This window comes from Embleya sp. NPDC020630, from assembly GCF_044334985.1.
Classification (GTDB): Bacteria; Actinomycetota; Actinomycetes; order Streptomycetales; family Streptomycetaceae; genus Embleya.
The window spans coordinates 474,933-488,301 of sequence record NZ_JBIRUB010000006.1; the positions used below are offsets into that span (position 1 = coordinate 474,933).

The window sequence follows — 13,369 nt, forward strand, 5'->3', positions numbered from 1 at the left end:
CCCGCCCCGCGCCCAGGCCCTGTCCGGCGGATCCTGCCGGACGACGCGGACCCGGCAGGATCCGCCGGACAGGACCTACCCCACCCGACGCCGCCAAGGCCGCCACCGCGACGACCCACGCCGACGCGCGTCCGTGCCCACCGGATTCGCCGGCGCCGCCGGCTCCGGCCGCGCCGCCCGCCACCGCGCGACCGCCTCCTCCTCGTCGAACGGCCGAAGGCCCAGCACCGGCCCGGGCGGCGGCATCCGCAACGCGGCGACGATCTTGGCATTGATCTCCGTGACCATGCGCCGGACCTCACGCTCCGAACGGGCCCGCTCGATCGCCGCCATCGTGTCCTCGGCCTCCTTGCGGAGCGCCAGGGTCGGGGGCAGTACGGAGATGCCCTCGGTCTGCATCTTGCGGCGCACCCACCACAGCTCGTCGTAGGGCGCGTCGATCGCGGCCAACGGTTTGCCGGCCCCGGGAAGGTCGTCGAACTCGCCCCGCGCGGCGGCGGCATCGATCTGCCGGTCCACCCACGAATCGAACGGAACCTCGGGCGGCTTGCGCTCGGTCACGGAACTCCTCCTCCGCACGACGACGTCGGTTCCCCTCCAGCATGCCGCACCACCCCACCGACCGGACGGCGGCGGGTCGGCGGCGGGCCACACCCCCGAGCCCGCCGCCGACCCCGAGGTCACCAGTCGCAGGAGCACACCTTCGGCTTGTCGGCCCGAACGATCGCCGACCGCATCCCGTCGGTGATCTCGTGCGAGGGCTCGACGGTGATCCGGATGAACCCGGCCGCCCGGAGCCCGGCCCGATACTCGCTCGCCGCCAACGCCCCGGCCAGACACCCGGCGAACGACCCGCGCGCGATCTGCTCCTCGATCGTCAGCCCCTCACCGGCCACCACGTCACACACGGCGAGCCGGCCGCCGGGGCGCAGCACCCGAAACGCCTCGGCGAACACCGCGCCCTTGTCCACCGCCAGACTGATCACACAGTTCGAGATCACCACGTCGACCGTCGCGGCCGGCAGCGGCACCGCCTCGATCGAGCCCTTCAGGAACTCGACGTTGTCCACCCCGGCGCGCCGCGCGTTCGCCCCGGCCAACTCCAACATCTCGTCCAGCAGATCGAGCCCGTACACCCGCCCCTTCGGCCCCACCGGTCGGGCCGAAAGCAGTACGTCGATGCCGCCGCCCGAGCCGAGATCGAGCACCCGCTCGCCCTCGACCAGGTCCGCCGCCGCGGCCGGATTGCCGCACCCCAGACTCGCGGCCGTCGCCGCCCCGGGCAGCCACCCCAACTCCTCCGCGCGGTACCGCCCCGCCCCGAACCCCCCACCGACCCCGACCCCACTGCCGTCACAGCAGGAATCGCTGGTCACACTGCCCCCGGCCAGCACGGTGCTCGCCGCCGCCACATAGGTCGCGTGCACCCCGGCACGCACATCGTCCATGGTTTCGTCTGCCACGGTTTCCTCGCTCATCCACGGTCCCACCCCCCGACCCCGACCGGTCGGCGCAGGCAGTCTGGAACCATCCGCGGGTGCAATCGCATCATTTCGGCCAATGGACGGCTATCGTTCGCCCGAAGGTCATCAACGCCCATCGACCCACCCGAACAAGCCACGCCCGCGAACCCGGGCCGGCTCGAAACCGGGTCGGAGAGACTCCGACCCGGGCCCGAACCACCGGCTGACGCGCGAGGTCAGCCACTGCTCACCCCGCTCAGGGCGTCGCCCCCAGCCGTCGCCACGGCCGGCCGCCGTTGGGCTCGGCCAGTCCGGGTTCGACCGTGGTGTACCACTGGGCGTACCAGAAGTAGCCCTGCCAGGACACGAACGCCGCCGACGAACCGGCGGGATCACCCGCCAGCACGTGCGTCTCGCGCTCCGCGCTGCCGTTCTGCGCCTCGGCGTCGAACCCGCTCGCCGAACGCAACTTGGCCGCCACACCGTGCGCGGGACCGCCGGGCGTGCCCTCCGCTCCCGTTTGCAGGTCGACCGGGACGAACCGCCACTTCTGCCGATCACTGCCGTCACACCCGGTGGTGGACAGGTCCTTCCCCCCGGTGGTGGCGGTCAGGCAGCGGTTCCCGTTGACGATCCGATACCAGCCCCCACCCGCGTCGGTGACCTGCCAGTACTGGTTGGTGTTGCTCTCGATCGGCTCGATCAGGTGCACCCGGGACTGGTCCGGGTAGTGGTCCATGAGCTTGCCCTGATACTCGAACTGCCAGCCCTTGGCGCCCTTGTTCCAGGGCGACCACAACCGCCCGCCGGTCGGGCTGTACGCGGTGCCCGACTTCCACTCGGGGGCCGAGCAGGTGCCCGCCTCGGGCTCGGGCGGCTGCACGCCGGTGACGGCGCGCCGGTTCTCCGTGGTGACGCCGAACTCCCAATCCCCCACCTTCACGGTGACGTTCGCCGGCCCGGTGATCGGCAGGTAATACTTGATCCCGATGTCCAGGCTCTTCCCCGGCGGGATGTCCTGGCACTTCTCCAGCTTGACGGTGATCCGATGGAAGTCGGCGCCGAGGCCGCCGACGTTGGGCCCGGTGCGCCCGGGTCGGATGATCGGCATCTCCTTGTAGTTGTCGTCCTTGAGCACCGGCGGCGTCGAGGTGGGGATGTCGAACGCGATCTCGGTGCCCTGGGCGAGCGTGACCGCCGAGTCGTTGGTGATCCGCAGCTTGGGCTGCATCGGATACATCTCGGTGCTCGGGTAGTCGACCAACTGCACCTTCACGTCCACGCTTTGCGGCGGCATCGGCCGTCCCGCGCGCGTGTCACCGTAGCCGGAGGTGCCCCGCAGCGCCCCGTCGATCCGGCTGGTCAGGTCGTACCCCATGCCGTATTCGCCGTTGTCGCGCCGCGCGTAGTCGCCGGCCATCTCCCACAACATCACCCCGCCGATACCGTTGTCCTTGACGTATTGGACCTTGGTATCGATGGACTGTTCGTCCTCGGTGGACAGGAACACCCGCTTCTCCGCGTTCCACAACCAGGACGCCTTCAGCGTGTCGTCCCACCTGCGGGCGTACGTACCGGACATGCGGTCGTCCGCGTCCCGGTCCGGGGTGAGCCCGTAGCGGCCCATGTAGCGGGGCTGGATGTTGTTCTCCAGGTTCTTCGCGTGCCACAGCGGGTTGGAGCCCGCCGCCACCTCGCGGCCCCGGTCGGTGTCGTGCCACAGGTTGTCGATCCCGATCGCGCCGGAACCGCACTTGCTCTTCCCGCCGTTGTCACCGGTCCCGGGCGAACAGGCACCCTGGTCCGTCTTCACCGAACTGCCCCACAGCCCGTCGGTGCCGCCCTGGACATCCTTCCAGCCGCGCGTGTAGTACGGCATGCCCAGGTTGATCCGGCCGGGTGGGAGCGCGCCCCGGTAGTAGTGGTAGGACCAGTCGACGTTGAAGTAGCCGTTCTTCTGGAAGTCCTTCGTATTCGGGTCCCGGTCGTTGTAGATTCCGGCGGCGGCCAGTTCGGCGTCCCGCCCGTCGTCGTACAGCGGTGCCTGCGGACCCACGAACGAGTTCCACGAACCGTGCAGGTCGTAGGACATCACATTGATGAAGTCCTGGTACTGGAGCGCTGGTTGGTTCTCCTGACCACGCACCAGATATCCCGACGAGGACGCCGCGGAGGTGAGCAGCAGGTATCGACCGCGGTCGGCGCCCGACGTGTCCAGCCGCTCCCGCAGCGTCTTCATCAGCGCGTCGTAGCTCTTGTTCAGCCCACCGCGCACCGGGTCGGAGACCGGCCAGTCGTCCGGGTTGCCGGACTGCGGCAGCGCCGACGGGTATTCGTAGTCGATGTCGACCCCGTCGAACCCGTAACGGGCCAGGAATTCGGTGACCGAGTCGGCGAACGTGTCGATGGCCGGCTGGTTGGCCGTCCCGTCGTCGTTCGTCGTCATCCGGTAGAAGCCGCGCGATTCGGCCCAACCACCCACCGAGATCAGCGTCTTCACCCGGGGATGGTCGCGCTTGTAGCGGGTGAGCAGGTTGAAGTGCCCCTTGTACGGCAGCGCCGGGTCCATCTCGGCGCCGGTCACCCCGGGCCAGGTCATCCCCGTCGACGGGTTGTTCGGGTCGTTCACGTCGCCGACCGAGATCCGGTTGTCCTCCACCTTCGCGAAGGCGTAGTTGACGTGGGTGACCTTGTTCCAGGGGATGTTCTTCACCAGGTAGCGCGGGGAGTTGTCGGCCCCGGTGCGCCAAGAGGTGAAGTAGCCGACCACCCGCCTGCCGCGGTCCTGGCCGAGCCATTCGCGCCCGTCGCCCTGGTACACGTCGCAGTAGCGCGTCGCCACACCCTGCGTCGGCTGCATCCCGTCCGGTCGGCACGCCGCCTGATCGGCCGGTCGGGCCGGTCGCGCCCCGCCGTCGTCGAAACGTCCGTCGCCCGCGTCGAAGGGGTCGCCCGCGTCGCCGTCCCACACCGGGGAGGCCAGGCACGGACCCATGGTCAGTTCGCTGCCGTCGGCACCATCGCGCGCCGCCAGACACGTGTTGGAGTGCTTGTTGCGGAACTGCTCACCGTCGGGGAACCACTGCTGGTTGTTGCCCCCACCGCAGCCCCACTGCTGGATGCGTCCGGACCCCACGTCCAGGTCCAGGCACTTGCCGCTGTAGCGACTGACCATCTCCATCGACCCGTCGCCGTGTCGCGGCCGCAGGTCCCACTGCTGGTTGTCCCAGCCGCCACAGCCCCACTGGTGAATCCGACCTCCGTCACGCCGACCGTCGGCATCCCGGGTGTCCACGTCGATGCACTTGGTGCTGACCCGGTTGGTGACCAGTCCACGATCGACGACCCGGGTCCAAGTGGTGGCACGCTCCAGCGGAGGCGGCGGTGGGGGCGGCGAAGCGCCGACCCGCTCGATCCACCAGCGCTGGTTCTTGGCATCACTGCACGGATCCCCACTCGCCCAGTGGGTGGGCCGCGAGGTGCTGTGCGCCAGGCAGAACGTGGCGGGCAGCCCCTGCATGATGTCCACGAACTTCAGTTGCCGGGCGCCGCCGACCGCGTCGTCCGAAGTGAACCACTCGGCCGAGTCGCCGAGCGCGGCCCACTGCCAGGACGCGCCACCGTCGCCACGTAGGTAGTTGTTCTGGTTGCTCCGCAGCGTCACCATGCCGGCCTGGCCGTTGGCCATGAACCACTCCCGGCCGGCCTCGCCGGACGGGCCGGTGACCACCCACTTGGAGCCGGGTTCGTATGGGCGCAGGTACTCGCCGGTCTCGGCGTTGCGCAGCCGGACCCACCCCTCCTCCACGTAGCTCGGCGAGACGGGTTCACCGGTCACGCCGTCCGGCCCCTTGCCCGGTGTGTTGGTGCAGCGGAATTCGCGCCTGGTCCAGTCCGGTTCCCGGTTGGCCAGCGCGGCCAGGCAAGCCCCGATCGCCTGCTGGCCGAAGCTGTTCGGGTGCACCGCCTCGCGGTAGTCGCCCTGCTGGTGCGGCTCCGGGATCGGTACACCCGCCAGGTACGGCACCCAACGCACCCACTCGGCCTCGGCCCCGGGCACCCCGTTGGCATCCGTCCCGCCGGCCTGGCGGGCGTTCTTGGCACACAATTCGTGTCCGGCGAACGCCTTGGTCAAGTCCAGGAATTCGGCGTCGGCGGTGGTCGCCGCCGCACGCAGCATCGAGGTGATCCGCGGCACCACCGACTCGACCGCCCAATCCGAGGCGGCGTCGGTGAACGGGCAACCGCCCTGCGAGTAGCGCGGCTTGATGGAATTCTCGTAGCGGTTGTCGGCGGCCCGGGGCAGCGGTGTCGGGTAGGACTGGAGCACCAGGCGATACGAGGTGTCCGACTGTCCGGCCCGGCGCATCACGTCGCGAATCGCCGCGAGTGTCGCCGAGACCTTCTGCTGCGTGTCGGGCAGCGAGGTTTCGAGAGCCTTCTCCCAGCCCGTGCCTCCGCGATTCTCGCAATCGGGCCCGAGGTTGAAGAACGCCTTGCCGCAACTCGCCAGGACGTCGGCGAATTTCAGGTCGTTGCCGCCGATCGAAACCGCGATCAGCGTGACCCTGTTGTCCTTGGCCACATCGGCGAGTTGCTCCACCTGTGGTCGCTCACCCTTGAACGCGTCGGTGAGCAGGTTCTTCGTCTCGGCGCCGGAACAGGCCAGATTGATCCGGCGATCGACGGCCAGAGCCGCACTGTTGATCTCGGCGACGTCGGAGCGCTCGCACCCGTTGCCGCCGTCGTACTTGGTGTTGCCGTACACGGAGTCGCCCCGGTCGGTGCCCCAGTACCCGGCCTCGCCGGTATCCGCGTTGCCGGCCCAGCGGCCCGCCTCACCGGAGATGTAGCTGTCGCCCAACGACACCGCGGCGGTGGGTCGTCCGTCGGTCGAGCAGTTCGGATCCTCGGCGTCCGCGGCGCCCGCCCGGGGGCTCGATGCCTCGTCGCGAACACCTGCGGCTCGATAGCGCGTGGTGTGGTTCCATCTGGTGCAGTCCACCGGTCCCGGCGGTGCGATGCGGACCGGAAAATGATCCGAGCCGATGTCGTTGCCCACGGACACGTTCACATCGCCGCGCTGCCCGGCCACCACCATGAAGTCCAGCGGGTACCCCGAGCGATGGGTCATCTGCGCCGGGTTCGTGGCGACGCCGCCTCGGCGGGCGAAGAGTCGGATGCCCTGATTCTCCGGGAATGTGTCCGCAAGACTGTTGAAGTCGCCGAGAACGGCCCAGTTGTCCTCTCCGACGCCGGCCCGGATGGCCCCGAGCAGGCCCAAGGCATGCGGATTGGGCGTGCGTTCGCTCCGAATGGCGGCGGTATGCACATTGAACACCCAGTTGTCCCCGAAGCGCAGTCCGAGCGCGGGCCGGCTGCGGTTGCGCGCCGGGTCGAAGACGGCGCCGAAACCGTCCGCCTCTTGTCTCGACCAGATCGCCATCGAGGTCCGGACGCCTCGCGGGTTGATCCGCGGGATGTTGCCGTTCGGCAAGGGCCTCTGAAGGGGATGGATCTTCAGGAAGTACAGGTAGCCGGAGTTGCGCCCCCCGTCACGACCCACTTTGGTCTCGGTCAGGTCATACCTGAGCGGCGGCAGATTGGGATCGTTGTTCACGGCCCCATCGTCGGCATCCTCGGGGACGTCGACCGCGTCGCCCACTTCCTCGTCCTCATAGTTCCGGTACCGGTTCAGAAGCTGCCCACCGTCGGGTCTTTCGGTTCCGGCCTCTTGCAGCGCGATGAGGTCCGCATCGCCCTTCAGGCCGTCGACCACCGGCCACTTGGACGTATCCGGGCCGTCCCCGGAACGACCCTGCATGTTCCAGGTGACGAACCGACCCGGTTGCACTGCCGCGTTGACCTGCGCCGTCCCGACCTCCGCCGTCGGTGCCGCCACCGCCGGCGGCACCATCTGCGGTCCCAGCAACAGCGCGCCCAGCGCACCGGCGGCAACCAGTCGCGAACGTTTGCCGCGTCGGCGGGCCCATAAGGTCGACGCGCGTAGCTGCGCGCCGAGACGAATCCGAACCATTTCCGTACCTCTCCTTGTCGAGATAACGACCGAAGGAGAGTATGGGGCGGCGCTCGGCATCGACTGCCCGGGTACTGAACACCCACCTCGGCTCGGCGCCGAACAGCCTTACCGAAACGGGTCGTTCCGCCGTCACCCGGAAAACTTTGCCGACCGTGACGGAAGATTCACCGCCACGCCTGCCGCCTCGGGTCGAACGGCCCCTAGATTGGCCTGGACCACCCCACACGGCATCCGGAGTTGAGAGTTCGTGGCCGAGTTCATGCCCGACGCCGAATCGGCTTTACCAGAGCGGAAGATCGACACCGAGGTGGCCCATACCGCCCGGGTGTGGAACTACTGGCTGGGCGGCAAGGACAACTACCCCGTGGACCGGGAGACCGGCGATCAGATCGCCGCGATCCACCCCGGCACCCGCGATTACGCCCTCGCCGACCGGCAGTTCCTCGGTCGGGCGATCCGCTACCTGGCTCGCGATCTGGGCATCCGGCAGTTCCTCGACATCGGCACCGGACTGCCGACGGCCGGGAACACCCACGAGATCGCGCAGAGCGTGGCGCCGGAGTCCCGCATCGTCTACGTCGACAACGATCCCCTGGTACTGGTGCACGCCCGGGCGCTGCTGACCAGCAGTCCGGAAGGGGCCACCCGCTACATCGACGCCGATCTGCGCGACGTCGACGAGATCCTGGCCAGGGCGTCGAAGACCCTCGACTTCGACCAACCCATCGCCCTGGTCCTGCTCGGCGTGATCATCTTCGTGAACGACGACGACGAGGCCTACGGCACGGTACGCCGCCTCCTGGACGCGCTTCCGTCCGGCAGCCATCTCGCGCTGTCCCACACGGTGACCAGTCCGCCGGCGCCGCCGGACGTGGACGACGCGGTGGCGTTCTGGAACGAGCACGGCACGCCCAAGCTCAAGCAGCGCTCACCAGAGGGCATCGCCCGCTTCTTCGACGGCCTGGAACTGCTCGAACCGGGTGTCGTCACCTGTTCGCACTGGCGGCCGGATACCGGGGTCCGCGCCCCCGAGGTGGCCATGTGGGGCGCGGTGGGCCGCAAACCGTAGCCCGTCGCGCATACGACGAAGCCGGGGCCGCGCCGCAGGGGGAGCGCCGCCACCGGCCGCGTGTGGCGGCCCCTCGGATCCGTCCGCATCGAGGGGCCGCCGGTACTGCGGTGTCACGCGCCGTCAGCGGAGGACGGACGGCACGAACCTCGGATCAGCCGTGCTGACCGTGGTGCGGGGCCTCGTGGTGGTCACCGTGGTGCGGCGCCTCGTGCTGGCCGTGCTTCTCGTCGGCGCCGTCGACGTTCGCGCAGACGTTGCCGATCGCCGGGTTGAGCAGCCCGACGATGTTGATCGTGTTGCCGCAGATGTTGATCGGCACGTGGATCGGGACCTGGATGTTGTTGCCGGACAACACGCCGGGCGAGCCGACCGCCGCGCCGTTCGCCTCGGACCCGGCGCTGGCGACGCCGGCACCGGCCATGACGAGAGCTGCGACACCGGCGGCCACGGAGGCCGTCTTCTTGAGCGTGTACATGTGATCTCCGTTTCGGATGGCGCCGCGGGTGGCGCGATCGACCGGTGCAACGAGGGGAATCCCAGGAGGCAACTGGCGTTCGCGCTCGTTCACCCGACCGGCGGCACGGATCGCGGCCGACGGAGTGGCCCGGCGCCAAGGCGTGTTCGCCGGACCGGGGCGGGGTACTGGCGCCGGATCCCGCCGGCACCCCGGCGGCCGACGCCCCGTCGCGAGTCGACCTCAGGAAGCAGGGCCGCACCGTTGCCTGTCCCCTCCCACCCCACCCGCCGTTCGCTGCTGCTCGGTACGGCCGGCACCGCCGCGCTGCTCGCCGCCGGCACCGGCACCCGGTTCCGCCCCGGCGCCCCCGCCACCCTCGCGCCCGTTTCCCGCGCCGGCTCGGCCGCCGATGTCGCGGTCCTGCTCACGGCCGCGCCGACCACGGTCGACCTGGGCGCGCGCGAGGTGGCCACCTGGGGGTTCGGCGACCGCGTCCCCGGCCCGGAGATCCGCGTCACGGCCGGCGCCACCGTGACCGCGCACCTGCGCAACGACCTGCCGCAGGGCACCACGGTGCACTGGCACGGGGTACGGATCGATCAGCGGATGGACGGCGCCCCCGGGTTCAGCCAGGCCCCGGTTGCGCCGGGCGGCGGCTTCGACTACCGCTTCGTCGTGCCCGACCCGGGCACGTACTTCTACCACTCGCACGTGGGCACCCAACTCGACCGCGCGCTCTACGGCGCGCTGGTGGTCGAGGACCCGGCCGAGCCGCTGTCCTACGACGCGGAGTGGACCGTCGTGCTCGACGACTGGATCGACGGCACCGGCACCGACCCGGACGCGGTGCTGACGGAACTGCGCGGCAACCCCAGGCCGCCGCAGAACCTGCGCAGCACCCTCCTCGGCGGCAGCGCCGGACACGTCGCCTACCCGCACTACCTGATCAACGGCCGCGCCCCGGAGGCCCCGGAGGTGTTCGAGGAGGCACCGGGCCGGCGGGTCCGCCTGCGCCTGATCAACGCCGGGGCGGACACGGCGTTCCGGGTCGCGCTGGGCGGCCACCGGCTGACCGTCACCCACACCGACGGCTTCCCGGTGCTGCCGGTGCGGGTGGACACGCTGCTGATCGGGATGGGCGAGCGCTACGACGTGCTGGTCACCCTCGACGACGGGGTGTTCCCGCTGGTCGCCGCCGCGGAGGGGAAGAACGCCCGGGCCTTCGCGGTGGTCCGCACCTCGACCGGCGACGCCCCGCCGGCCTCGGTCGTCGTTCCGGAACTGGATCGCCGAGTGCTCGACCTCGCCGACCTGACCGCCGACCCGTCGGTCGACCCGGGCGACGAACCGGCCCGCGAGGTGGACCTGGTGCTGCGCACCGGTGGTGCGCGCGGCACGTCGTGGACGATCGGCACGGCGGACGCGTCCGACGACACATCGCTGCGCGTGGCGGTCGCCCACGGCGAACGGGTCCGCCTGTCCTTCACCAACGACTCCCGCATCTGGCATCCCGTCCACCTGCACGGACACACCTTCCGGGTGCGCCGGCCCGGCGGTGGCGGCCCGCGCAAGGACACCGTGGTGGTCCGCCCCCGGGAAACCGTCACCGTGGACCTGCTCGCCGACAACCCCGGCGAGTGGATGCTGCACTGCCACAACGTCTACCACAGCGAGTTGGGCATGATGGCCACCCTCGGCTACGGCGACACCCCACCCGACACGATCATGCCCGGCATGGCCTCCGAACAGCACTGACCCGGGCCAAAGACGCCCGACGCGCCTCCGGCCCGGGCGGGTCGGTCCCTCCCGACAACCCGTCAGCAGTGCCCGGCGGGCTCGGACCGCTCACACACGTTCGCCTCGAACGTGTTGATCTCGGTGACCCGGTACGCCAGGTCGGAAGGCGCGTTGCCCGTCACCACGTTGCCCCGGATCACATTGCCCACGGTCGGGCGCCCGGCCTGGCTGGGCATCACCACGATGCCGCCCGACATCGGCGACTCCCCCTGGTTGTCCCGCACCTGATTGTCCGTCACCTGCGTCTCCCGGGCGCCGGTGAGCACGATGCCGGAACCCTGGATGAAGGCCAGCCGCGGATTCGGCGGGCAATACCTGTTGTTCTCGTCGATGCGATTGCCCCGGATCGCCAGCGGCCCGGCGGCGGGTTCCTTGTCGTCGCCCACGATGAACACCCCGGCGCAGTTCCCGGTCAGTTCGTTCTGCTCGATCGACAACTCCCGCCCGCGCCGGATCAGTACGCCGAGCCGGTTGCCGGCGGAGTGGTTGCGGGCGATGCTCGCGCCCATCGCGTCGGCGGTGTCCGCCAGGAACAGCCCCGCCTGGCCGTTGTCCTCGGCGGTGTTGTCGGTGAGTTCGCCCTGAACCGAGTTCTCCTGGCCGATCCCGTGTTCGCCGTTGTGATGTGCGAACACCCGGCGAACCCGCATACGTTCGGTGCCGCTGCCCATCACGCCGGTCTTGGTGAAGCCGGTGACGGTCAACGACTGGATCCGCACGTCCGCGACCCGGTGCTCGGCCGTGCCGACCACGCACAGCCCGTTCCCGGCCACCGCGCACTCGTTCGTCGCCTCCGCCTCGCCCGGGGTGAGCACCGTACGCTCGCCCGCCCCGCGAATCGTCAGCCGATCGGTGCGGACCAGGACGCTGCCGGTGTACGTACCGGGCGCCACCTCGATGGTGTCCCCGGGCGCGGCGGCGTCCACCGCCGCCTGGATCGACTCGCCCGGATGGACGACATGCCGGGTCTCCGCCTGCGCGGTCGGCGCCAACACCGAGCCGAGGATCGTGAGCGCGGTGACACAGCCGAGGGGAAGCAGCCGCTGTACGGGCAGTGCGTGCATGGGGTGCATGGGGAAAGATCCGCCTTCGCTTGTGCGGGAACGGGTAGGGGAATCGGGTCGCGCCGCAGGGCCTCGGGGCCTCACGGCACCGGAACGGGCTCGGCCGGGGCGGACTCGGTGACGTCCGAGGTCATCGTGTCCACCAGGTCCGTGGTGTGTTCGCCGGCTCGGAAGCTCGGGTGCGCCAGCAGTCGCCGCAGGAAGCCCAGCGTGGTCTGTACCCCGCCGCCGGCCACCCGGAATTCGCCCAGAGCCCGCTCGGCGCGCGCGATGGCCCGCTCCCGGTCGGGTGCCCAGACGATCGCCTTGGCGAGCAGCGAGTCGTAGTCCGGACCGACCGTCCAGCCCGGATAGGCGTGCGTGTCGATCCGCACGCACGGACCGCCGGGCGGCACGAACTCCGCCAGCCGGCCCGGCCTCGGCGCGAAGGCCCGGGCCGGATCCTCGGCGTTGATCCGGCACTCGATCGCCACCCCGCGCGGGACCACGTCGTCCTGACCGAACGTCAGCGGCGCACCGGCGGCGATGGCGAGCTGTTCGCGCACGATGTCCACGCCGGTGACCATCTCGGTGACCGGATGCTCCACCTGGATCCGGCAGTTGATCTCCAGCAGGTGGAACCGGTTCGCGGGCGTGACCACGAACTCGAAGGTGCCCGCGCCCACGTAGCCGACCGCCGTCGCCCCGCGCAGCGCCGCCGCGCACATCGCCTCGCGCGTCTCGGCCGGCAGGTTCGGGGCGGGCGACTCCTCGACCAGCTTCTGGTGCCTGCGCTGCGCGGAGCAGTCCCGCTCGCCCAGGTGCACGGCGCCGCCGCGGCCGTCGCACAACACCTTCACCTCGATGTGCCGGGCGCTGTCGATGTAGCGCTCCAGGTAGAGCCGTTCGTCACCGAAGACGGCTCGTGCCCGGGCGCGGGTGTCCTGGTAGGCCCAGGCCAGCTCGTCCGGGTCGCGGACCACGCTCATCCCGCGACCGCCACCGCCCGCCACCGCCTTGAGGATCACGGGATAGCCGACGCGCGCGGCGATCTCGGCGGCCTCCATCGGTGAACTCAACGCGCCGTCGCTGCCCGGGAGTACCGGCAGTCCGGCCGCGGCCATCACCGTGCGCGCCTCGCTCTTGTCGCCGAGCCGCTGCATCACGTGCGGCGGCGGGCCGATGAAGGTGATCCCGTTCGCCTCGCAGATCTCGGCGAAGTCGGGGTCCTCGGACAGGAATCCGTAGCCGGGGTGGATCGCCTGCGCGCCCGTGCGCCGGGCCGCCTCGATGATCGCCGGCATGTTGAGATAGCTGGACCTGGCCGGCGGCGGACCGATGTGCACGGCCTCGTCCGCGAAGCGCACCACCGCGGACTCCCGGTCCGCGGTGGAGTACACGGCCACGCTGCGGATGCCCATTTCGCGGCAGGTGCGGGCGACCCGCAGGGCGATTTCGCCGCGGTTGGCGATGAGCACGGTCGAGAACACGGGGACC

8 protein-coding genes are annotated in these 13,369 nt (G+C 70.4%); 2 read left to right on the forward strand and 6 right to left on the reverse strand.

The features are described 5' to 3' along the window. Positions 1 to 75: 75 nt before the first annotated feature. The 3 genes from ACH4XV_RS23535 to ACH4XV_RS23545 all read right to left on the reverse strand — a co-directional run bounded on the left by ACH4XV_RS23535 (position 76) and on the right by ACH4XV_RS23545 (position 7,500). Entirely contained in the window at positions 76 to 561 is a 486-nt protein-coding gene (locus tag ACH4XV_RS23535) for a DUF1992 domain-containing protein (protein WP_395792814.1), read from the reverse strand. A gap of 119 nt (positions 562 to 680) precedes the next feature. After that, positions 681 to 1,478 carry a methyltransferase domain-containing protein gene (locus ACH4XV_RS23540; RefSeq protein WP_395792816.1) on the reverse strand — a complete coding sequence of 266 codons (798 nt, stop codon included), beginning with the start codon at positions 1,476 to 1,478 and terminating at the stop codon, positions 681 to 683. Between the two features lie 241 nt (positions 1,479 to 1,719). Next, positions 1,720 to 7,500: a glycosyl hydrolase family 18 protein gene (locus ACH4XV_RS23545; protein ID WP_395792818.1), complete on the reverse strand. Its 5,781-nt coding sequence runs from the start codon at positions 7,498 to 7,500 to the stop codon at positions 1,720 to 1,722. A 262-nt stretch (positions 7,501 to 7,762) separates the two neighbouring features. Between ACH4XV_RS23545 and ACH4XV_RS23550 the strand changes: the two genes are divergently transcribed. Continuing rightward, positions 7,763 to 8,572, forward strand: a complete 810-nt coding sequence (locus ACH4XV_RS23550; RefSeq protein ID WP_380011971.1) for an SAM-dependent methyltransferase — start codon at positions 7,763 to 7,765, stop codon at positions 8,570 to 8,572. 154 nt (positions 8,573 to 8,726) lie between these two features. Here the strand turns inward: ACH4XV_RS23550 and ACH4XV_RS23555 are convergent, their stop codons facing one another. Beyond that, positions 8,727 to 9,050, reverse strand: coding sequence for a chaplin (locus ACH4XV_RS23555; RefSeq protein WP_395792820.1), 324 nt, complete (start codon positions 9,048 to 9,050; stop codon positions 8,727 to 8,729). Positions 9,051 to 9,293: 243 nt separating this feature from the next. Between ACH4XV_RS23555 and ACH4XV_RS23560 the strand changes: the two genes are divergently transcribed. Beyond that, a complete protein-coding gene (locus ACH4XV_RS23560) occupies positions 9,294 to 10,787 on the forward strand; it encodes a multicopper oxidase family protein (protein WP_395792822.1) in 1,494 nt (497 codons plus the stop codon). 62 nt (positions 10,788 to 10,849) lie between these two features. Here ACH4XV_RS23560 and ACH4XV_RS23565 read toward each other — a convergent pair whose 3' ends face one another. Together ACH4XV_RS23565 and ACH4XV_RS23570 are read right to left on the reverse strand one after the other, a co-directional pair. After that, a complete protein-coding gene (locus ACH4XV_RS23565) occupies positions 10,850 to 11,902 on the reverse strand; it encodes a nitrous oxide reductase family maturation protein NosD (protein ID WP_395792824.1) in 1,053 nt (350 codons plus the stop codon). A gap of 71 nt (positions 11,903 to 11,973) precedes the next feature. After that, positions 11,974 to 13,362 carry an acetyl/propionyl/methylcrotonyl-CoA carboxylase subunit alpha gene (locus ACH4XV_RS23570; RefSeq protein ID WP_395792826.1) on the reverse strand — a complete coding sequence of 463 codons (1,389 nt, stop codon included), beginning with the start codon at positions 13,360 to 13,362 and terminating at the stop codon, positions 11,974 to 11,976. Positions 13,363 to 13,369 lie beyond the last annotated feature (7 nt).